The following is a 21,324-nucleotide window of genomic DNA, read 5'->3' as shown; positions in this document are numbered from 1 at the left end:
TATCCTCCTTCTTGTTCTTGTGCACTTTTTCTGTTTGCTTGTTAGACCGCGTTCTAGTTTATGCTTTTATTATAGCATAGTTTTCATTTTCGTCAATCCTTTTGTTCATATTTATGAATATTTTTATTCGATTGTGAAGCTTTTATCAGAAATTATTGTCACATTTTTATCATTTGTGAACTTTGTGAAATATTTTACATTTAATGTTTCATTTTTATGAATAGACGGGCGGCGTGAAAAAGGTTGACTTGACAAAAAAAAGTCAATATACTGTTATTACCAAAGAATGGGGGTTATATTATGAACCAGAACGCAAGTATCGGAGAAAAAATCAAAGCATTACGTACCTCACAGAATATGACGCTGAAGCAGCTCAGCGAAAAGACGAACCTGTCCACTGGATTTCTCTCCCAGATGGAACGGGGCATGTCATCTATAGCAATCGACACACTGGAAAATATAGCCGGAGTTCTCGGCGTAAGTCTTACCAGCTTTTTCGACGAGGAACCGGTAAAGGATATTTCAGATCCTGTTGTACACAGTTTTGGCCTTCCGGCAGTACAGGTCGGGCCTCAGATCATCCAGCATATTTTAAGCCACGATGTTTCTTCCTTCGATTTTCTTCCAAGAATTTTTACCCTGCTTCCACTTGCCAACACAGCAGAAGAAAATCTGGAAATGTATACGCATAACGGCGAGGAATTCATCTATATTCTGGAAGGCATTGCCACCATTCAGGTGGGTTCTTCCCAATATACGCTGTATCCGGGTGACAGTATCCAGATTCATTCCAACGAAAGTCATAACTGGATGAATCACACAAACAAGGTCGTTCGGCTTCTTACTGTCAACGTACCCAATCCATTTCGTCATGCCGAAAGCGGACATATTATGCCGGATGATCCACATGGGCAGACCCCGGATTTTCTGCGGCAGTACCAGACAGCAGCCGATTATCCGGAATATTAGACCGGAACACAGCATTCCAATAACCAAACTCTTACACGGGTGCAGACGCCTTTGCATCAAAAAACCGGGAGAAATCCACATATACTGCGGATTTCTCCCGGCTTTTAATTCTTCATTATTCTGATTTTATTTTTCATCCATCAGATGGCACGCTACCTTGTGTCCCGGACATACTTCTCTTAATTCCGGTACTTCATTAAAGCAGCGGTCAGTTGCATATTCACAACGTTCTGCGAAACGGCAGCACTGTTTCGGATTGATCGGACTTGGGATCTCTCCTTTGATCGGGATACGGCGGTTTGCCTTTGCCTTATCCGGATCTGCCTCCGGAATCGCGGAAAGCAGTGCTTTTGTGTACGGGTGCTGCGGATTGCTGTAAAGTTCTTCTGTCTCCGCCTGTTCCACAACCATTCCAAGGTACATAACTACCACACGGTCGGAAATATATTTTACGACACTTAAGTCATGGGCAACAAACAGATACGTCAGTCCCCGCTCTTCCTGAAGGTCTTTCAGCATATTGATAACCTGAGCCTGAATCGATACATCCAGCGCGGAGATCGGTTCATCACAGATGATGAACTCCGGATCTACCGAAAGAGCTCTTGCGATACCGATACGCTGTCTCTGTCCACCGGAAAACTCGTGCGGGAAACGGGACATATGGTCTTTGTTTAAACCAACTGTTTCCAGAAGAGCCTGCACTCTTTTATCAATCTCATTTTTCGGAACGCCATGCTGCTTTAACCCTTCTCCGACAATCTCCTTGACTGTCATACGGGAATTCAAAGATGCATACGGATTCTGGAAAATCATCTGCACTTTCCGACAGAACTCTTTCTGCTCTGCTTTGGAAAGCTTGGTAATATCCTTTCCGTCGTAGATAACTTCACCTTTCGTCGGTTCATAAAGACGGATCATGCAGCGTCCTGTTGTAGATTTTCCACATCCGGATTCTCCTACCAGTCCGACCGTTTCTCCTTTGTAAATATCAAAAGAAACGTCATCTACTGCTTTAAGATCCGCATGTCTTCCTACTTTGAAATATTTACATAAATGTTTTACCTGAACGAGAGGCTGTTTTTCCTTATTTTCCATCTTCTGCCACCTCTCCTTTCTCTACTGCTGCGGCTCCTTCTTTCTTGAATTCCGTATCCGGAGCAAATTCATGCTGCAGCCAGCAGTTTGTAATATGTTCATCTGATAACCGATATGTATACGGCGGATTTTCTTTACATACATCCATCGCGTATTCACATCTTGCCGCAAACGGACATCCCTTTGGCGGGAAGAACAGATCCGGAGGAGTACCCTCAATCGGTTTGAGTCTCTGTCCTTTCTTCGTATCCAGTTTTGCGATAGAGTCCATCAGTCCCTTTGTGTACGGGTGCGCTGTATTGTAGAAAATTTCCTGTGCAGTTCCCTGCTCTACCACTTTTCCTCCATACATAACAACGACACGGTCGCACATACGGGCAATAACACCAAGGTCATGGGTAATCATGATAATGGACGTTCCAAGCTTTTCTCTCAGTTCAAGGAGAAGATCCAGGATCTGTGCCTCGATTGTAACGTCCAGGGACGTCGTCGGTTCATCACAGATAACAAGGCTCGGTCTGCTTACAAGAGCGATGGCGATCATAACACGCTGTTTCATACCACCGGAAAGCTCATGCGGATACTGGCGATAACGCTTTTCTACGTCAGAAATTCCTACCAGTTTCATGATCTCCAGCGCTTTTTCTTTAACTTCCTTTTTGGAAACACCCGCGCGTCCGATAAAGACCTCTTCAATCTGTGCCCCGACTCTCATGGTCGGGTTCAGGGATGTCATCGGATCCTGAAATACAAATCCGATATCTCCTCCACGGAGCTGTCTCAGCTCTTTTTTGTCCATTTTAAGGACGTCTTTTCCATTAAACAGGATTTCCCCGCCTTCAAAGAATCCAGGCGGTTCCGGATTCAGACGCATGATACACTGCGCCGTAACGGATTTTCCGCATCCGGACTCTCCTACGATTCCGAGGATCTCCCCTTTGCGTACTTCAAAGCTGACGTCACGGACAGCCTTTACTTCCCCACCATAGGTATGGAAAGAGTACACGACATTTTTTAATTCAAGAAGTTTCTCTTTTTCTGCCATTTATCTGTTCCTCCTATTCCGTTCCACGCAGTTTCGGGTCAACCGCGTCTCTAAGTCCGTTGCCAAGAAGGTTCAGCGCCAGCATTGTCGTGCAGACAAAGAATGCCGGAATCAGGATCTGATGCGGATAATAGCGCAGGAACTGAATTCCCTCTTTACAGATAACACCCCAGCTGCAGTCCGGAGGCGTAATACCAAGTCCGATATAGGAAAGGAACGCTTCCTGGAAAATTGCTCCCGGGATTGCCATACAAAGGTTGGTAATCAGCATACCAAGGATATTCGGAATAATATGTCTGATAATAATTGTAAAATCCGGTACTCCAAGCACTTTCGCTGCCATAACGAAATCCTGCTCTTTGATCCGGTAAACTTCACCACGAACGAAACGGCATGTGCCGATCCATCCAACAACACACATTGCCACGATCAATGGAGTGATTCCTTTACCAAGTACCATCATGACAAGGATGGTAATGATAAGACTCGGAATACCATAGAGAAGATCGACAATACGCATGACGATCATATCAAGCTTGCCGCCGTAGAAACCGCAGAGCCCTCCGATGACTGCTCCCACACACATATTCAGTACTGCGGAAATCAGACCGATGGAAAGGGATACACGGGCTCCCATCCAGATACGTGTCCAGAGGTCACGTCCGGTGGAATCACATCCCAGCCAGTGTGCTGCCGAAATAAATGCATTCTGCGAACTCACGTCCATCTCAGACTGTGTATACGGGCTGAAAATCGGAGCAAAAATCGCAAGCAGTGCATACAACACTACGATACAAAGCCCGACAACCGCACTTTTATTTTTCCGAAGCCGTCTCCACGCATCCTGCCAGAAGGAAAGAGACGGGCGGCTGATACTTTCCATACGGACCGTATCTTTTCCTTTAATTATAAATTGATCTTTTTTTAATTCTGCCATGTCTCTCACCTACCTTATTTCTTTCCGATACGTACACGTGGGTCAGCAACGCCGTATAATACATCGACAATCAGGTTACACAATACAAGGAAGATACCATAGAACACAGTCATTCCAAGCACCATGGAATAGTCGTTGTTGGATACACTCTGTACATAGTGACGTCCCATTCCAGGAATTGCGAAAATAGATTCGATTACGAATGTACCGGTCAGCACAGATGCAACTGTCGGACCCATAACAGTCATAACCGGCATGATTGCATTCCGGATCTGATGTTTGCATGTAATCCGAAGCTCCGATACTCCTTTGGAACGTGCTGTCTTAATATAATCCTGTGATGTTACCTCCAGCATACTTGCACGCATGATACGTGAGACAGATGCCAGCGTGTAGAACGAAAGCGCGAACGCCGGGAGAATCGTATACTCGATTCCTTCATATCTCGCCACCGGGAACAGTCCCCATTTGATTCCGAAGAAATACTGGAGTACAGCTCCCATGATAAAATCGGGGATACTGGTTCCCAGCACGGCGACAATAACACAGAAGAAGTCGATTTTCTTTCCTCTGTTTCTTGCCGAAATAATTCCCAGAATCAAACCGATCGAAACCGCCATCACAAGACCGCGGATACCAAGATCTGCAGAGTACGGGAACGTCTCACCGATCAGGTCGTTTACTGTTCTGTTTGTGTACTTCATAGAGTATCCAAAATCTCCTTGAAGCAGATTTGCCATATAGGTTCCATACTGTACGATCATCGGCTTGTCAAATCCGTAGTATGCTTCCATGTTTGCCTTTACTTCCGGTGTCAGTTTCGCGCTCGTAAACGGTTCACCCGGCATCAGACGTACAAGGAAAAATACGATGGTGATCAGTACCCAGATCGTCAGAATGGCTGCCACCACTCGTTTTAAAATATATTTTGCCATCCTTCTTCCTCCTGTTGTTAGCGAGATGGCCCAGGAAAGATCAGATCCCCACCTTTGGGCTTTCCTGGGTCATCCCTGTCTTTTCAAGAATCCGCTGCCCGGTTTTTCCGGGCAGCGGAATTTGTCTTAATTATTGATATTGATCAGAATTATTCGGCTGCAATATCTGCATATACCCAGTCGATATTAATTGCACAATAGAAGAATGTTACATCTTTCACATCATCATCGATCAGATAATGAATTTCACGTTCTGCCTGCGGAAGGAATGCTCCTTCATCAATCAGGATCTGCTCTGCCTGATGCATCATGTCCATACGTTTTGCTGTATCAACTTCTGTCTGAGTAGCTGTCATCAGCTGATCATACTGGTCATTTTTAAATCCACTGTAGTTATAAGCACTGCTGGACATAAAGAGCTCCAGATAGCTGTACGGGTCATCATAGTCAGATCCCCAGCCTGCCCAGATAATTTCATATTCGCCATCTGCCTGACGTGTCAGTACTTCATTGTATGTAACCTGTTCAATTTCAACGTTGATGCCAAGTGTACTGTTCCACATTTCCTGACAAACCTCAGCCTGTTTCTTGGAGCTTTCATTGTCAGATGTGGTCAGTGTCAGCGTCACTTCAGAAGGATCAGAATATCCAAGTTCAGATAATGCTGCATTCAGATATTCTTTTGCCTTTGCATCATCGCCGTCAAGCGGATAAGAGTTCAGATTGGACTCTTCACCATATGTGGATTCCACTCCGGTAAGTCCGCTGAATACAAGACCGTTGCTTGGTTTATAGTATCCATAGTTTACAAGCTCATTGTATTCATTTCTATTCAGTGCATAGTTTAATGCGAGACGCATATTTTTATTAGCAAGTTCCGGACAGCTTCCGTCCATGTTGAAGTAGAAGTAGTCTACGTTACCATTAAGGAAAGTATTGTCTTTTCCTTCATATGTAGAAATTGCCGCTGTCGGGATGGAAACATAATCCAGTTCACCATCTTCATACATTGCAAGAGCGGTATCTGGATTCTGTACATAGTTTAATTCTACGCGATCCAGTTTAATTGCATCTCTGTTCCAGTACTCTTCGTTTGGCTCGAAGAACCACTGGTTGTCAGAAGATTTTGTCAGAACAAATGGTCCGGAGTATACATTCTTCTCGTAGTCAGCTGCGAAATCACTGCCGTACTGTTCTACGATATCCTGACGGAGCGGTGCATACTGTGCAGAAGAACCAATCAGACTTAAAAAGTAAGCCGTCGGGCGCTCCAGAGTAACAACAAGTGTCGTATCGTCCTGTGCCACTACGCCAAGCTGAGATGGATCCATCTGACCTTTTTCTACAGCAAGACCGTTTTTCAGGTATTCACCGATGAATGCGTACGGTGCCGCTGTATCCGGATTCATCAGCCTCTGCCAGCTGTAAACAAAATCCTGTGCTTTAATCTGTTCTCCATCACTCCATTTTGCATCCGGATTCAGATGGAATGTATAAGTCAGTCCGTCTTCGGAAACTTCCCAGCTCTCAGCAACACCCGGTTCAATCTCTCCGCCTGTATTACGAACAAGACTCTCTGTCAGAGCATGTGCAATCTCGTTGTCAGGGATACAGTTACCTTTTGTCGGGTCCAGTGTAGTCGGCTCTGTGGATGTGGAATAACGGAACACTTTTTCATCACTGGTCCCGCCGCCGTCGCTTCCGCCGCTTCCAGGTGTGCCGCATCCGGCAAGCATGGTTCCTACCATCGCTGTTGCAAGCAGCGCTGCAAATACTTTTCTCTTCATAATGTGTCCTCCTTTTTTAAAGCTCTATTAACTCATGTGTAGCACTTATCAGGTTTTCATATCCCTTTGCTGTGACAAGTCCCTGATCTTCGACCCGGACACCGCCCCATCCCGGTATATAAATCCCCGGTTCTACCGTCATAATGTTCCCCTCTTGGAGAACATCTTTGCTGTTGCTTCCGATAAATGGAAGCTCATGTACGAACAGGCCGACGCCATGGCCGATCCCTCCGTAATTGTATTGCAGATACTCTGTGTCCTTGATCGCTTTCAGTGATGCCTCATAACACTCGGTACCTGTCACTCCCGGCTTAATCGCCGCCTCTACATCTTCGGTCATCTGACGGCAGAGATTGTAGACTTCTTTCTGCTTCTCTGTCGCCTTTCCGACTACAACAGTTCTTGTCATGTCAGAAAGATAACCATTGAACTGACATCCGTAATCCATCAGGACGAAGTCACCGTATTCGATGGCTTTGCTGGACGGAATGCCGTGAAGAAGTGATGTCCTTGCTCCTGATATCAAAATCCCGCCGTACGGCTTGGTGTCCGCCCCTTCCATTACCATGTAATGGGAAAGTCTGGATGCCAGCTCCTTTTCTGTCATTCCGACACGGATATCTTTAATAATCTTATCAAATGCTCTGGATGCAATCTCACATGCTGCTCTTAGATATCCTTCTTCTTCGCTGGTCTTAACAGAACGGAACTCTTCGATCACATTAACCGTCGGTACCATCTCTGTCGCGCCCTGGCTCCGGATAGATTCATAAAAAGAGAAGGTGAGATAATCTTCCTCAAAAGCAATTGTTTTTGCCCCTTCTTCTGACGCCAGTTTCTGTACCGTCATTCCGATCGTATTGTTCGGCGTCCTCCAGTTGACCACTTCGTAATCAGGACATTCATAAGATGCCTGTTCTGTATAACGTGGATCAGTGATGAAGAACTGCTTCTTCTGTGTAATGAACAGATAAGAATCTTCACCGGTATAGGAACTGATGTAACGGACATTAGCTGGCTTGGCAATAAAGAAAGAATCTACCTTCTTCTCTTCCATATATATTCTCAGCTTCTGGATAGTATCCATCTGATTGTACCCCCTATCTAAAATGTATATTTATATTATCACTATTCATTTATGATTGTCAACCTGACAACAAACATTTTGTCATGTTTTTTTATATTATTTGATATTTTTTTGTTTTATTTGTTAGCTTTTTATCATTTTCAATTATTTTTCTTCTCTTTTCTACTATTGTCGCTCAATTTGTTCGCTTTCTAAAAACACTTGTGCAAGATATACTAGAATACAGTTCAGTTTTTGTTTAGTTTTTCACATAATTGAAAACTTAAATTTTTAGTAAAGTTGTCACTTTCTGTATTTTTATTCATTTTTAGCGTATTTTTATTCTTTACTTGTACGAATATCCGACAGTTTTATACAATTTTTTCACTTATAAAGAAAGTTTATGCAGAACAGCCTCTTATAGGCGAAAAAAATACAGGGACGTACCGTAATACGTCCCTGTATTGTAAATCATCTGTCAGTTTCTGGCATTCAATTATTCTGTTTTGCCGTACAGTGTAACAAGTTTGTTCAGATATTCGTATCTTTCCTTTGCTTCCTGTTCGTTCTTTGCAAATAAAACTTTTGCTTTTTCCGGATCCTGTCTTACAAGAGAGTTGTAACGAACTTCTCCGTTGAGGAATTCCTGGTAGTCTCCTGTCGGAGCCTTGCTGTCAAGTGTGAACTTGTTCTCTGCAGCCGGGTTGAAGCGGAAGTTGTTCCAGTATCCGCACTCTACTGCGAGCTGTTCTTCTGTCTGAGCTTTGCTCATACCCTTCTTGATACCATGGTTGATACATGGAGCGTAAGCAATGATCAGTGACGGTCCCGGATAAGCCTCAGCCTCGGAGATCGCTTTTACTGTCTGATTGAAGTCAGCTCCCATTGCGATCTGAGCAACGTATACATAGCCGTAGCTCATCGCGATACCTGCAAGGTCTTTCTTCTTGGTTTCTTTTCCGCCTGCTGCAAACTGTGCTACCGCACCTGTCTTTGTAGCCTTGGAGGACTGTCCGCCTGTGTTGGAGTAAACCTCTGTATCGAATACCATGATGTTGATATCCTGTCCGCTTGCAAGTACGTGGTCAAGTCCGCCGAATCCGATGTCATATGCCCATCCGTCTCCGCCGAAGATCCACTGTGACTTCTTAGCGAGGAAATCTTTATTGTTTACGATGTCTTTGCATACTTCGCAGTCGCATCCTGAAAGAACTTCTACCAGTTTGTCTGTAGCTGTTCCGTTTGTTGCGCCGCAGGAGAATGTATCAAGCCATTCCTGACATGCTGCTTTTACTTCTTCAGAAGCGTTTTCAGATGCTGCAACAGACTCTACTTTTGTCTTTAATCCATTTCTGATTGCCTTGTTTGCAAGAAGCATACCATATCCAAACTCAGCGTTGTCTTCGAAGAGGGAGTTAGACCATGCTGGTCCCTTGCCTTCTGCGTTTACTGTGTATGGTGTGGACGGTGAGGAGTTACCCCAGATAGAAGAACATCCTGTTGCGTTTGCGATGTACATTCTGTCACCGAATAACTGTGTAACAAGTTTTGCGTAAGGTGTCTCACCACATCCTGCACATGCGCCTGAGAACTCAAGCAGCGGCTGTTTGAACTGGCTTCCCTTTACAGTATTTTCTTTGAATTTTGCTACTACTTCTGGTTTTACCGGAATTTCTCTTCCGAAATCGAAGTATACCTGCTCGCCCGCATTTGCTTCCATGTTGCCCATAACGAGAGCCTTCTCGCCCTTCTTTCCAGGACATACATTTGCGCAGGAGCCGCATCCTGTACAGTCGTAAGCGGAGACTGTCATGGTAAACTTCATATCCGGCATACCGATCATCGGAATTGTCTGAATTCCTTCCGGTGCGTTTGCAGCTTCTTCCTCTGTCAGAGCTACCGGACGGATAACTGCGTGCGGACATACATACGCACAACGGTTACACTGGATACAGTTCTCCGGCTGCCAGATCGGGATATCCACTGCGATACCACGTTTTTCGTAAGCAGCTGTTCCTGACGGTGTTGTACCATCTACGTATTCTGTAAATGCAGATACCGGCAGAGAGTTGCCTTCCTGAGCGTTTACTTTTGCCTGGATATTCTTAACGAAGTCTACAACTTCTTTTCTTCCGCCTTTTACTTCCGGTGTGAATAAACCTTCGTCAGCTGCATCTTTCCAGCTTTCCGGTACAGTTACTTCAACAACCTGTTTTGCACCTGCATCGATTGCATCATAGTTCATCTGAACGATCTTGTCACCTTTTCTTCCGTAAGTAGCTTTTGCTGCTTTCTTCATCAGGTCGATCGCTTCTTCCTCCGGAATGATGGCTGCCAGTTTGAAGAATGCAGACTGAAGGATTGTGTTGATACGTCCGCCAAGTCCGATCTCTTTACCGATCTTGATACCATCGATTACGTAGAACTTGATGTTGTGGTTTGCAATAAATGCTTTTACCTGTCCCGGAAGGTGTTTCTCCAGTCCTTCCATATCCCATGGACAGTTCAGAAGGAATGTTCCTCCGTCAACGAGTTCCTGTACCATGTTGTATTTGTTGATATAGGACGGGTTGTGGCATGCAACAAAGTTTGCTTTCTTGATCAGGTAAGTGGACTTGATCGGTTTCTTACCGAAACGTAAGTGAGACATTGTCACACCGCCTGATTTCTTAGAGTCATAATCAAAGTATGCCTGTGCATACATATCTGTATTATCACCGATGATCTTGATGGAGTTCTTGTTAGCTCCGACAGTACCGTCTGCTCCAAGTCCCCAGAATTTGCAGTTGATTGTTCCTTCCGGTGTTGTAACAAGCGGTTCACCTTCGTCCAGTGACAGGTGTGTCACATCATCAACGATACCGATTGTGAATTTTTCTTTTTCTGTGTTGTTGTATACGGCAACGATCTGAGCCGGTGTCGTATCTTTGGAACCTAATCCGTAACGTCCTGTGAGGATCTTCACGCCGTCGAATTTTGTTCCTTTTAATGCTGCAACAACGTCAAGGTAAAGCGGCTCGCCCTGTGCTCCCGGCTCTTTTGTTCTGTCGAGAACGGAGATCACTTTTACGCTTTCCGGAATTGCATTTACAAGTGCTTCAGCGCTGAATGGTCTGTAAAGACGTACTTTTACGACTCCGACTTTCTGTCCTTTTGCAAGCAGGTAGTCAACAGTCTCATCGATTGTCTCACATACAGATCCCATAGCAATGATTACATGCTCAGCATCCTCTGCTCCGTGGTAGTTGAACAGTTTGTAGTTTGTTCCGATCTTTGCGTTTACTTTGTCCATGTATTCCTGAACGATGGCCGGCATTGCGTCATAGTACGGATTACATGCTTCTCTTGCCTGGAAGAATACGTCAGGGTTCTGAGCGGATCCTCTTTCGCAAGGATGATTTGGATTTAACGCGTGCTTACGGAATGCATCGATCGCATCCATGTCAACGAGATCTTTCAGATCTTCGTAATCCCATGTCTCGATCTTCTGGATTTCGTGAGATGTACGGAATCCGTCGAAGAAGTTGATGAACGGAAGGCGTCCTTTGATTGCCGCACAGTGAGCAACCGGTGTCAGGTCCATAACTTCCTGAACGCTTGATTCACAAAGCATTGCGCATCCTGTCTGACGGCATGCGTATACGTCGGAATGATCTCCGAAGATGGAGAGCGCGTGGCTTGCAAGCGCACGGGCAGATACATTGAACACACCCGGAAGCTGTTCGCCTGCAATCTTGTACAGGTTCGGGATCATCAGAAGGAGTCCCTGAGATGCTGTGTATGTAGTTGTCAGGGCACCTGCTGCAAGAGAGCCGTGTACGGCACCTGCTGCTCCGGCCTCGGACTGCATCTCCGTAACCTGAACTTCCTGTCCAAAAATGTTCTTTCTTCCCTGGGTAGCCCACTCATCTGTAGCTTCTGCCATAACAGATGAAGGGGTAATCGGATAGATCGCAGCTACATCGCTGTATGCATAAGAAGCATGAGCAGCAGCATGGTTACCATCCATGGTTTTCATTGATCTTCCCATTTCTTTATTCCTCCTTAAGTTTCAAAAAATGTTTCTAAATTCATAGATATTTATATTATATCGCCATTACCTGTAAAAGTCCAGTATACTTGTCCCAGATTTTTGCACCTTTTTCTGAACAAAAAGCCGCACAGCCGTCGTTTCCCGACAGCTGTACGGCTTCCCTGTTGTTTTTGAAGTTGTTATACGTTAAACCGGAACAGTACTACGTCCCCGTCTTTTACGACATATTCTTTTCCTTCGGAACGGACGAGGCCTTTCTCTTTTGCGGCTGTCATGTTGCCGCAGGCAATCAGGTCATCGTATGCAACTACTTCCGCGCGGATAAATCCTCTTTCGAAATCAGAATGAATCTTTCCGGCTGCCTGAGGTGCCTTTGTCCCTTTCTTGATCGTCCATGCACGGACTTCCGGCTCTCCTGCTGTCAGGTAGCTGATCAGGCCAAGGAGACTGTAGCTTGCCTTGATCAGTTTTTCCAGTCCGGATTCTTTCAGGCCAAGATCCTCGAGGAACATCTGCTTTTCGTCGTCCTCAAGCTCTGCGATCTCCTGCTCGATCTCAGCGCAGACCACAAAGACTTCATAACCTGCTTCTTTGGCAAATTCTCTGACCTTCTGTACCCCCTCATTGGAGGCGCCGTCATCTGCCAGATCGTCTTCCGATACGTTGGCCGCAAAGATCACCGGTTTTGCTGTGAGGAGATTGTAGCTGTTCATCCACTCTTCTTCCTCTTCATCCCGGATATCCGTAAAGCTTCCTGCCATTTTTCCGTCTTCCAGATGCGCCTTGATTCTCTGCATCAGGTCCACTTCTTTTGCTGCCGCCTTGTCGTTTCTTGCCGCCCGGATCTGCTTGCTGATACGGCGTTCCAGCACTTCCAGATCGGAGAAGATCAGCTCCAGATTGATGGTCTCTATATCACGGAGCGGATTGATGCTTCCATCTACGTGAACGATATTGCTGTTCTCAAAGCATCTTACCACATGGACGATGGCGTCCACTTCCCTAATATTGGCAAGGAACTGGTTGCCAAGCCCCTCTCCTTTGGATGCACCTTTTACAAGTCCCGCAATATCTACGAATTCAATGACAGCCGGAACGATCTTTTTTGTCTGGTACATGTCCGCCAGCACATTCAATCTCTCGTCCGGTACAGTTACGACGCCCACATTCGGGTCAATTGTACAGAACGGGTAGTTGGCTGATTCCGCTCCTGCCTTTGTCAGGGAATTAAACAGCGTACTCTTCCCTACGTTCGGTAATCCTACGATTCCAAGTTTCATTTAATTTCTCTCCATTCTCTTTGTAAATTTCTTACTCGTCTTTTGTTTCCATCAAAATCAGTGTTCCGTATGCAAACGTGATCACAAGCTCGTCTTCCGCGATCTCGTTGCTGACACAGAGACTGTCGTTCGGGAGCAGGTGATGATGGTTCAGCGGATATTTCGCTCCACGGATCGTGAGATCTTCCACCTCTCCTCCAAACGGGAACAGGGAAAAATATTTCCCGAATGCATTGCGCCGTTTCAGGCGCACTTCCCGGTCGCAGAGCCGGATCCTGTTGCATGAATCCAGAATCTCCGCCTGTATTCCTGCCTTTCTGGCAATTTCCAGAGACTGTACATTGGCCCAGACATGGTCAATCCTGCATCCCGTTGCTCCCAGAATAATCATCCGGTCGCAGCCAAGTGTAATGGCAAGCCGGATTGCGATCTCTGTATCCGATGCATCCTTGACCGGATTATACTCCCGGATCGGAATTTTCGTCTCCTCCCGGTAATAGCGGATTACTTCTTCTGAGATACTGTCAAAATCCCCTACAATGTACTCCGGCTCAATTTTGTGCCTGTACAGAAACTCCACTCCTTTATCCACTCCGATGATACGTTTCGATTCGTAAGATTCCAGTACGGAAAGTGCGAAATTATCGTTAATCGCGCCTCCGCTGATGATGATTGTCACTCTACTCATATTGTCTTAATCTCTCCATCATAGCCTTTGTATTTTGTCCCGGATCTCCGCCAAATACCGCGGATCCTGCAACAATTACATTCGCCCCTGCTTTCAGCACTTCCTCTACATTGTCCTGATAGATTCCTCCATCCACTTCCAGATCAATGTCCCGGCCGCATTCCGTAATCATCCGGCGTACCTTCCTGATCTTTTCAATGGATTCCGGAATAAACTTCTGTCCTCCAAATCCAGGCTGTACACTCATGACAAGAATCATGTCCACAAGTTCCATATACGGGAGCAGCTGATCCGCATCCGTCTGCGGACAGATGGAAATCCCTGCCTTCTTCCCGCAGTTCTTAATTTTCTGAATCGTTTCCTTCACATCCTGACATGCTTCCAGATGGATCGTAATGATATCCGCGCCTGCATCTGCAAAATCTTTCACATAGCGGACCGGTTCCTGAACCATCAGATGCACGTCCATCACCTGCTCTGTAGCTCCTTTGATGGACTTTAATACCGGCATCCCGAAAGAGATACTTGGTACAAACATCCCGTCCATTACATCAAAGTGCAGGTACTCTGCCCCGTTTTCCTCTGTCATTTTCATCTGCCCGGCAAGACATTTAAAATCTGCCGCCAAAAGAGACGGCGCCAAAATATATTTCATGCTTTTCCTCCTCAATATCGCTTTTTCTGCTCCAGTTCGCGGTACATCTCCAGATAATTTTCATATCTGCTCTTCGGAATGAATCCTTCTGAAAGTGCCTCCTTTACCTCGCATCCCGGTTCATGGATGTGGCTGCATCCCTGAAAACGGCAGCTTCCCTCGTAAGGTCTGAATTCACGGAAATAATCCTTCAGATCTTCTTTTTCAAAATCATTCACATACAGCGAACCAAATCCCGGCGTATCCATGATATAGGTCTCCCCGCCAATGGAAAACAGTTCGGAATGTCTCGTTGTGTGGCGTCCCCGTTCAATCTTCCTGCTGATTTCTCCGGTCTCCATATTGGCATTCGGATCCAGCAGATTGATCAGTGAGGATTTTCCCACACCGGACGGTCCCGCAAGGGCAGTCGTCTTTCCTTCCAGGATCTTCCTTACCTGATCGATATTCTCCTCTTTTGCGGCGCTGGTAAATATAACCGGATAGCCGCAGGCTTCATAAGTCTCTTTTAACAGTTCCCATTCTTTTTCGTCTGCCAGATCCTTTTTATTAAAGCAGAGCGTCACCGGAATGGATTTGCTCTCCATCATAATCAGAAACCTGTCCAGCAGATTCAGATGGGGTTTGGGGCTTGTCACCGCGAATACAATCAGTGCCTGATCGATATTTGCGACCGCCGGACGAATCAGTTCATTTTTCCTTGGCAGGATCTCTGTGATATTCCCCGTTTTCTCCGACTCATTGATCACATCAATTTCGACATTGTCTCCTACAAGCGGTTTGATCTTCTCCTTTCGGAAGATCCCTTTTGCCTTACATTCATAAACACCGGATTCTACTACGTGAACGTAGTAGAATCCGGCAATTCCTTTCACAATCTTACCCTTCATGAAAGTCTCCTTGTATGTTTGTCCGCATCCTGTCCTTAGCCGAGGCTTACATAGAAGGTGTAACTTCCGTCAGAATTCTGTTCGTAACGGATCACCTGTCCACGGCTTACTGAAGAATTTTCCTCGTATTCCACATTATATTTCGGATTTCCGTTTTCCTGTACCCAGGATGCGATGTTACTCTCCCAGACCGGTCCATCCGAAGATGTAGAAGATCCGGAATCGTTTCCGGATGAGGAATCGCTTCCTCCATTATTGGTATTGTCACTGCTGTTGTTGTCATTATTATTACTGCTGTCCGACGGTTCTTCTTCGTCCGGCTCTCCTCCAAGGCTCACCACGTAGCTGATGGTCGTGCCTTTTGCCACAGTGCCGGATGTCAGAGACTGGGAAATGATTCTTCCTACGCCCACATCATCACTGTAGTCCTCGGACCGGTCTACGTTGATGCCATTATCTTCCGCCCAGGATGTCAGATTTCTCTCCGGCATGCCGACAAAGCTCTGAACTGTCACCATCTCATCCTCCGGATTTACTCCCTGGCTGACTACCAGATTAACTGTGGAGCCTTCTTCCACCTCACTGCCGGAAGACGGTGTCGTCCGGATCACTTCTCCTTCATCGTACTCATCGCTGTACTCTTCACTTGTGGAACCCACGCTGAGTCCTTCGGCCTCAATCTTCTCGGTTGCCGTGCTGACATCATCACCGGTTACATCCGGAACAGTCACGGTCGACGGTCCTGCACTTAAAACAACATTGATCGTGCTTCCTCTCTCAGCCTCTTCTCCATATTCCGGATCCTGATCGATGACAGTACCTTCGTCCTGGTCAGACGCTTCGGTGCCGGATACTTCCAGCTTGAATCCTGCTTTCTCGGCAGCTTCTCTTGCCTGGTCTTCTGTCAGGCCAAGGTTGGCAAGATTCGGAACGTCCGCCATACGGACTTCTTCCTCTTCCTGACTGCCGGAGCCTCCTCCAAAAAGGCCTACCGCGCTTCCGATTCCGTAAGCTGCCGCACAGACAACAAGGACTGCCACCAGCGCAATAATGATCTTCATCATATTGCTCATCTTCGGCTTCTTGCCGGTGTGTTCCTCTTTGTTCCTGTGGGTTTTCAGGTTTCTTGTATCGTAATCGTCATCGTCGTAACCATCGTCATAGTCATCGTCGTATCCGTCATCGTACTCATCGTCGTATCTGTCGTCATCATCATACTCGTCATCGTACTGATTCTGAAGTTTCCTTCTGTCTGACTCGGAAATCATGACAGTATCAGCGCCTGCACCGTATGCGGCAGCGCCGTTCTTCACGAAATCACCATTCGGATCGGAAAGTGATCTTCTAAGATCCTGTGCGAGCAGTGTCACGTTTGGATATCTCAGATCCGGATTCTTCTGAGTACATTTTAAGATGATCTGCTCAAGACTGTACGGCATCGGCACGTACTCTGACGGCGGCACGATCTCTTCCTGGAGATGCTTCATGGCAATCGCAACTGTGGAATCTCCGTCAAACGGCACACGACCGGTCACCATTTCATACATCGTAATACCGATGGAATAGATGTCGCTCTTTTCATCGGAAAAGCCCCCTCTTGCCTGTTCCGGTGAAGTATAGTGGACCGATCCCATGGCATTGGAACTCGTTGTATTAGAGCTTGCCGCCTTGGCAATACCGAAGTCGGTTACTTTTACCTTTCCTTCATTTGAAATAATAATATTCTGCGGTTTGATATCACGATGAATGATGTGGCCTTTATGTACCGCCTCCATGCCGGCACATACCTGAAGTGTGATGCTGATTACCTCTTTCGGTGTCAGCTTTTCTTTCTTTGCGATATATTCTTTCAGCGTGATTCCCTCTACCAGCTCCATTACCATATAATAAAGTCCGCGGTCCACGCCTACATCATAGACATTGACAATATTCGGATTCATGATTCCGGCTGCGGCCTGAGCCTCCGACCGGAACTTCTTCACATAGGTTTCATCTTCCCGGTATTCTTTTTTCAGTACTTTGACGGCAACATAACGATTCAGTACATTGTCGCGTCCTTTGTAAACATCGGCCATGCCTCCGGCACCGATCTTACTGAGGATCTCATACCGCTCCCCTAATACAATACCATCTTTTACCATACACTCACCTCATCTGCATACGGCTGCGCCAGTACTACTCCAATATTATCCGAGCCGCCGTTTTCATTTGCTCTTTGAATTAGACTTTCCACTGCTTCCACTATATCACGTGCGCTCTTTACAATCTGAAAAATTTCATCGTCATCTACCATATTCGTGAGGCCGTCGCTGCACATCAGTATGATGTCTCCGCCCTTTAAGCGGTACTCAAAAAAGTCCGGCTCTACTTTCTGCTTCACCCCGATCGCACGTGTGATGATATTTTTATCCGGATGATGCTTTGCCTCCTCTTCTGTCAGTCCTCCAAGCCTTACCATCTCTTCCACCATGGAGTGGTCTTTGGAAAGCTGGCGGATCTCCTTGTTGATCAGATAGAGCCTGCTGTCTCCGACATTTGCAAAATAAAGTACATGATCCAGTATCGTGGCCGCAACCAGCGTCGTTCCCATGCCCTCCAGCCTGTTGTCCTTTTCGGCCTCTTCTAAAAGCCGCTCGTTTGCCGCCTGGATCGAGTTTCCAAGAATCGTCTCAGGATGGGTCTCTTTGCAGTTCTGTACCTCTTCGGCCAGAACCTCCACGGTAAACCTGGAAGCAAAGTCACCCGCACGATGTCCGCCCATTCCGTCAGCTACCACAAGAAGATTCGGGAGATTCCCGATCGTTTCATCTGTAGCGAACACGTAGTCCTGATTGACCTCTCTTTTTCTTCCAATATCAGTCATTGAAAATGTTTTCATTTTCATTCTCCTTATTATTGTCTCTGTGTTTTATTCTGAGCTGACCACAGGCTCCGTCAATATCAGAGCCCATTTCTCTTCTTATAGTAACATTAATCCCATTTTTTTCAAGTTTATTTTGAAAAATCCCTGCAGTTTTTTTATCCGGTCTTTTGAAATTATTTTCCCTTACCGGGTTGACCGGAATCAGATTCAGGTGGCAGTTTCTATGCTTCAAAAGGGCCGTCAGCTCCCGGATGTCTTCTTCTGTATCGTTGACCCCGTGCACCAGACTGTACTCAAACGTGATCCTTCTTCCGGTCTTTTCAAAGTACTCGTCACACGCCGCAAGGACTTCAGACAGCTCATATTTATTTGCCACGGGCATAAGTGATTTACGCTTCTCCTGGTTGGATCCGTGAAGGGAAAGCGCCAGCGTGATCTGAAATTTCTCATCCGCCAGGCGCCGGATATTCGGCACAATCCCGCAGGTGGATGCGGTGATGTTTCTCTGGCTGATGTGAAGCCCGTGCCCGTCGCTGACCATCCGGATAAACCGGACGAAATTCTCATAATTGTCAAGGGGTTCGCCCGTTCCCATCACAACGATGTTCGAGATCCGCTCCCCGCTGATTTTCTGCACTTCATATACTTCTCTCAGCATCTCTGACGCGGTGAGGTTTCGCACCAGTCCGCCGATGGTTGACGCGCAGAAGCGGCACCCCATCCTGCATCCCACCTGGGAGGAAATGCAGATGCTGTTTCCGTGTTTATATTTCATCAGGACACTCTCAATCATGTTTCCGTCCGAAAGCTCAAAGAGAAATTTGTTCGTTCCGTCGATTCCGGAAATCTGCCGTTCCACCAGACTTACCGTCGCGATCTCATACTCCCGGTCCAGCTTTTCCCGGAGAGCTTTGGATACGTTGGTCATCTCATCAAAGGATTCCACCAGTTTTACATGAATCCACTCGTAAATCTGCTTTGCCCGGAACGGCTTTTCACCGATGGCTTTCATCTCGTCTTCCAGTTCCTGAAGAGTATAGGACGCAATATCTTTCTTTTCCATCTATTTCGACTCCTGTTTTTTCATAACTGCTATGTAAAATCCGTCGCACGGATCAATGCCCGGAAGGAACTGTTTTTCCTTTTCAAGCGTAAACTCCCTGTGCTGTTCCAGAAACCAGGCTGTATTTTCCTCGTTCTCCTCCCGGTTGATGGTGCAGGTGCTGTAAAGAAGCGTTCCGCCCGGCTTCACATAACGGTGCACCACGGACAAGATCTCCCGCTGAAGCGCGGCAAGCTCTTTTTGTGTCTCCGGCGTCATATTGTAACGGATATCTTTCTTTGTGGCAAGTACGCCAAGGCCGGAACATGGAAGATCGGCAATGACGATGTCCGCCGTTTCAACCGAAGCCTCATCGCACACTCTTGCGTCCTGCTGCCGCGCGCTGATATTGGTAAGCCCGCTGCGCCCGATATTCTCTTCGATGAGTCCCACTTTATATTCCGTCAGGTCTCTGGCGTCCACATGCCCGGTTCCCGCAAGCTTTTCCGCCGCATGGAGCGCTTTCCCGCCCGGCGCGGCACAGACATCGATAATCGAATCGCCTTTCTTGACCGGCAGGCTTTCCACCGCCATCATGGAACTTGCATCCTGCACATAAAACAGTCCTTCTTCAAATGTTTCCAGGCCGCCCAGATAATCGTATCCGGAAATCCACAGCGCATACGGGAGAACCGGATGATCCTCCACTTTTTCCACTCCGTCTTCTTTCAGGCGGGCTTTGATTTCCTCTTTGGTGATCCGTTCCGGGTCAAACCGTATACAGGTCGGATGCTCTTCCATCATAAAGGAAAGCATCTTCTCCACCGTCTCTTCCGGATAGCTCGAAAGCCACATTTCCACCATCCATTCCGGAATGGAATACTGCACAGAAAGACGTCTGGAAAGAGGATGCTCCGGAAGCTTCACCTGATCCATCTGTCTTGCGATGGTCCTAAGTACTCCATTGACAAATCCGGAAAGATTCTGAAATCCTCTCTTCTTTGCAAGTCTTACCGCCTCATTGCAGACTGCGGAGGCCGGTACCTGATCCATATACTTCAGCTGGTAGACCGCGCTTCTTAAAATAATACGGATAACCGGCTTCATTTTTGCTGTTTTTGTTTTGGAAAACTGATCGATGATGTAATCAATCTCGATCATATGCTCCAGCGTTCCTTCCGTCACCCTTGTGATGAAGGCACGTTCTCTTTTATCCAGATACTGATACTTGCTAAGGACTCTTGACAGGGCCAGGTGGCCCGGCACCTTGTCTCTTGTCACTTCCAGCAAAATGGCAAGAATCAGTTCTCTTTCTTCGATCGGTTTATTCACGCCGTCTTCCTCCTGTCAGCAGAATGATACGCAGAAGCTGCAGAATCGCCGAGGCGGCTCCTGCCACATAGGTCAGCGCCGCAGCCCGTAATACTTTCTTCGTCATGGAGAGCTCATCCGGAATCAGCATCCCGCTCTCTCCCAGAATCTGCACTGCCCTTCTCGATGCGTTGAACTCCACCGGAAGGGTAACAAGCTGAAACAAAACGGCAAACGAAAATGCCAGAATCCCGATCTGGATCAGCAGATACGAAGAACGGCTGTTGAATAACAGTCCCAGAAGGATCAATGGCCATGCGATGGCCGATCCAAAATTCGCCACCGGAACGATAGCGCTTCTGATTTTCAACGGCGCATATCCCCGTGAATGCTGGATCGCGTGTCCGCACTCGTGGGCCGCCACTCCAACCGCCGCTACAGAAGCAGACTGATATGTGGCATCTGACAGGCGCAGTACCCTGTTTCCCGGATCAAAGTGATCCGTCAGATTTCCGCTCACATGCTCGATCCGCACATCGTAGATCCCTGCGCTTCGCAGAATCCGCTCGGCAGCCTCCCGTCCGGTGAGCCCGGAACGGCTCCGCACTCTCCCGTACTTTGCATAGGTGGAACGGACCCGTGCCGATGCCGCAAGGCAAAGGAGGAGCCCGATCAGTACAAGGCTGTACGTCGGATCATAGTAATAGTAAAATGGCATTTCTACC

The 21,324-nt window shown here is 46.8% G+C and carries 17 protein-coding genes; 1 reads left to right on the top strand and 16 read right to left on the bottom strand.

Annotation, left to right across the window (positions count from 1 at the left end):
• Window positions 1–300: 300 nt before the first annotated feature.
• A complete protein-coding gene (locus H6A32_RS06010; RefSeq protein ID WP_204863933.1) occupies window positions 301–969 on the top strand; it encodes a helix-turn-helix domain-containing protein in 669 nt (222 codons plus the stop codon).
• Window positions 970–1,095: 126 nt separating this feature from the next.
• Here H6A32_RS06010 and H6A32_RS06005 read toward each other — a convergent pair whose 3' ends face one another.
• From H6A32_RS06005 to H6A32_RS05930, 16 genes are all read right to left on the bottom strand, one after another.
• Complete coding sequence (locus H6A32_RS06005; RefSeq protein WP_191427056.1) at window positions 1,096–2,067, bottom strand: ABC transporter ATP-binding protein; 972 nt, start codon at window positions 2,065–2,067, stop codon at window positions 1,096–1,098.
• On the bottom strand, window positions 2,057–3,112 hold the full coding sequence (locus tag H6A32_RS06000; RefSeq protein ID WP_204863932.1) for an ABC transporter ATP-binding protein: 1,056 nt from the start codon (window positions 3,110–3,112) through the stop codon (window positions 2,057–2,059). The genes H6A32_RS06005 and H6A32_RS06000 overlap by 11 nt, the downstream gene beginning before the upstream one ends.
• A 13-nt stretch (window positions 3,113–3,125) precedes the next feature.
• Window positions 3,126–4,049, bottom strand: a complete 924-nt coding sequence (locus H6A32_RS05995; protein WP_087254030.1) for an ABC transporter permease — start codon at window positions 4,047–4,049, stop codon at window positions 3,126–3,128.
• A 14-nt stretch (window positions 4,050–4,063) separates the two neighbouring features.
• Window positions 4,064–4,984 carry an ABC transporter permease gene (locus H6A32_RS05990; RefSeq protein WP_087254027.1) on the bottom strand — a complete coding sequence of 307 codons (921 nt, stop codon included), beginning with the start codon at window positions 4,982–4,984 and terminating at the stop codon, window positions 4,064–4,066.
• A 149-nt stretch (window positions 4,985–5,133) separates the two neighbouring features.
• Window positions 5,134–6,771: a peptide ABC transporter substrate-binding protein gene (locus H6A32_RS05985; RefSeq protein ID WP_087254024.1), complete on the bottom strand. Its 1,638-nt coding sequence runs from the start codon at window positions 6,769–6,771 to the stop codon at window positions 5,134–5,136.
• A gap of 16 nt (window positions 6,772–6,787) precedes the next feature.
• On the bottom strand, window positions 6,788–7,858 hold the full coding sequence (locus H6A32_RS05980) for a M24 family metallopeptidase (RefSeq protein ID WP_087169482.1): 1,071 nt from the start codon (window positions 7,856–7,858) through the stop codon (window positions 6,788–6,790).
• A 475-nt stretch (window positions 7,859–8,333) separates the two neighbouring features.
• Window positions 8,334–11,867 (bottom strand): pyruvate:ferredoxin (flavodoxin) oxidoreductase, encoded by a 3,534-nt coding sequence (gene nifJ / locus H6A32_RS05975; protein ID WP_087169299.1) that lies wholly within the window; start codon window positions 11,865–11,867, stop codon window positions 8,334–8,336.
• A gap of 182 nt (window positions 11,868–12,049) precedes the next feature.
• Window positions 12,050–13,150, bottom strand: coding sequence for a redox-regulated ATPase YchF (gene ychF, locus H6A32_RS05970; RefSeq protein ID WP_087254013.1), 1,101 nt, complete (start codon window positions 13,148–13,150; stop codon window positions 12,050–12,052).
• Window positions 13,151–13,181: 31 nt separating this feature from the next.
• A complete protein-coding gene (locus tag H6A32_RS05965; RefSeq protein WP_087169297.1) occupies window positions 13,182–13,838 on the bottom strand; it encodes a thiamine diphosphokinase in 657 nt (218 codons plus the stop codon).
• Window positions 13,831–14,493 (bottom strand): ribulose-phosphate 3-epimerase, encoded by a 663-nt coding sequence (gene rpe / locus H6A32_RS05960; protein WP_191434724.1) that lies wholly within the window; start codon window positions 14,491–14,493, stop codon window positions 13,831–13,833. Before rpe ends, H6A32_RS05965 begins: the two co-directional genes overlap by 8 nt.
• Window positions 14,494–14,504: 11 nt before the next feature.
• Window positions 14,505–15,383 carry a ribosome small subunit-dependent GTPase A gene (gene rsgA / locus H6A32_RS05955; protein ID WP_087169295.1) on the bottom strand — a complete coding sequence of 293 codons (879 nt, stop codon included), beginning with the start codon at window positions 15,381–15,383 and terminating at the stop codon, window positions 14,505–14,507.
• A 35-nt stretch (window positions 15,384–15,418) separates the two neighbouring features.
• On the bottom strand, window positions 15,419–17,524 hold the full coding sequence (gene pknB, locus H6A32_RS05950; protein WP_204863931.1) for a Stk1 family PASTA domain-containing Ser/Thr kinase: 2,106 nt from the start codon (window positions 17,522–17,524) through the stop codon (window positions 15,419–15,421).
• Window positions 17,518–18,261, bottom strand: coding sequence for a Stp1/IreP family PP2C-type Ser/Thr phosphatase (locus H6A32_RS05945; protein WP_087169293.1), 744 nt, complete (start codon window positions 18,259–18,261; stop codon window positions 17,518–17,520). Before H6A32_RS05945 ends, pknB begins: the two co-directional genes overlap by 7 nt.
• Window positions 18,239–19,309 (bottom strand): 23S rRNA (adenine(2503)-C(2))-methyltransferase RlmN, encoded by a 1,071-nt coding sequence (gene rlmN / locus H6A32_RS05940; protein WP_118636579.1) that lies wholly within the window; start codon window positions 19,307–19,309, stop codon window positions 18,239–18,241. Before rlmN ends, H6A32_RS05945 begins: the two co-directional genes overlap by 23 nt.
• Window positions 19,310–20,620 carry a 16S rRNA (cytosine(967)-C(5))-methyltransferase RsmB gene (rsmB, locus tag H6A32_RS05935; RefSeq protein ID WP_138373516.1) on the bottom strand — a complete coding sequence of 437 codons (1,311 nt, stop codon included), beginning with the start codon at window positions 20,618–20,620 and terminating at the stop codon, window positions 19,310–19,312.
• Window positions 20,613–21,317, bottom strand: a complete 705-nt coding sequence (locus H6A32_RS05930) for a zinc metallopeptidase (RefSeq protein ID WP_204863930.1) — start codon at window positions 21,315–21,317, stop codon at window positions 20,613–20,615. The genes rsmB and H6A32_RS05930 overlap by 8 nt, the downstream gene beginning before the upstream one ends.
• Window positions 21,318–21,324: the final 7 nt, after the last annotated feature.

Origin of the sequence: Drancourtella massiliensis (assembly GCF_016900655.1) — a bacterium.
Classification (GTDB): Bacteria; Bacillota; Clostridia; order Lachnospirales; family Lachnospiraceae; genus Sellimonas; species Sellimonas catena.
This window is presented reverse-complemented; position numbering and strand designations above follow the sequence as displayed.

Coding starts and splice junctions, on each gene's coding strand:
- H6A32_RS06005 (WP_191427056.1), bottom strand. CDS start 2,067: ATGGAAAATAAGGAAAAACAGCCTCTCGTTCAGGTAAAACATTTATGT.
- H6A32_RS05985 (WP_087254024.1), bottom strand. CDS start 6,771: ATGAAGAGAAAAGTATTTGCAGCGCTGCTTGCAACAGCGATGGTAGGA.
- nifJ (WP_087169299.1), bottom strand. CDS start 11,867: ATGGGAAGATCAATGAAAACCATGGATGGTAACCATGCTGCTGCTCAT.
- rlmN (WP_118636579.1), bottom strand. CDS start 19,309: ATGGAAAAGAAAGATATTGCGTCCTATACTCTTCAGGAACTGGAAGAC.
- H6A32_RS06010 (WP_204863933.1), top strand. CDS start 301: ATGAACCAGAACGCAAGTATCGGAGAAAAAATCAAAGCATTACGTACC.
- H6A32_RS05945 (WP_087169293.1), bottom strand. CDS start 18,261: ATGAAAACATTTTCAATGACTGATATTGGAAGAAAAAGAGAGGTCAAT.
- H6A32_RS05995 (WP_087254030.1), bottom strand. CDS start 4,049: ATGGCAGAATTAAAAAAAGATCAATTTATAATTAAAGGAAAAGATACG.
- H6A32_RS05965 (WP_087169297.1), bottom strand. CDS start 13,838: ATGAGTAGAGTGACAATCATCATCAGCGGAGGCGCGATTAACGATAAT.
- rpe (WP_191434724.1), bottom strand. CDS start 14,493: ATGAAATATATTTTGGCGCCGTCTCTTTTGGCGGCAGATTTTAAATGT.
- H6A32_RS05990 (WP_087254027.1), bottom strand. CDS start 4,984: ATGGCAAAATATATTTTAAAACGAGTGGTGGCAGCCATTCTGACGATC.
- H6A32_RS05980 (WP_087169482.1), bottom strand. CDS start 7,858: ATGGATACTATCCAGAAGCTGAGAATATATATGGAAGAGAAGAAGGTA.
- pknB (WP_204863931.1), bottom strand. CDS start 17,524: ATGGTAAAAGATGGTATTGTATTAGGGGAGCGGTATGAGATCCTCAGT.
- H6A32_RS06000 (WP_204863932.1), bottom strand. CDS start 3,112: ATGGCAGAAAAAGAGAAACTTCTTGAATTAAAAAATGTCGTGTACTCT.
- ychF (WP_087254013.1), bottom strand. CDS start 13,150: ATGAAACTTGGAATCGTAGGATTACCGAACGTAGGGAAGAGTACGCTG.
- H6A32_RS05930 (WP_204863930.1), bottom strand. CDS start 21,317: ATGCCATTTTACTATTACTATGATCCGACGTACAGCCTTGTACTGATC.
- rsgA (WP_087169295.1), bottom strand. CDS start 15,383: ATGAAGGGTAAGATTGTGAAAGGAATTGCCGGATTCTACTACGTTCAC.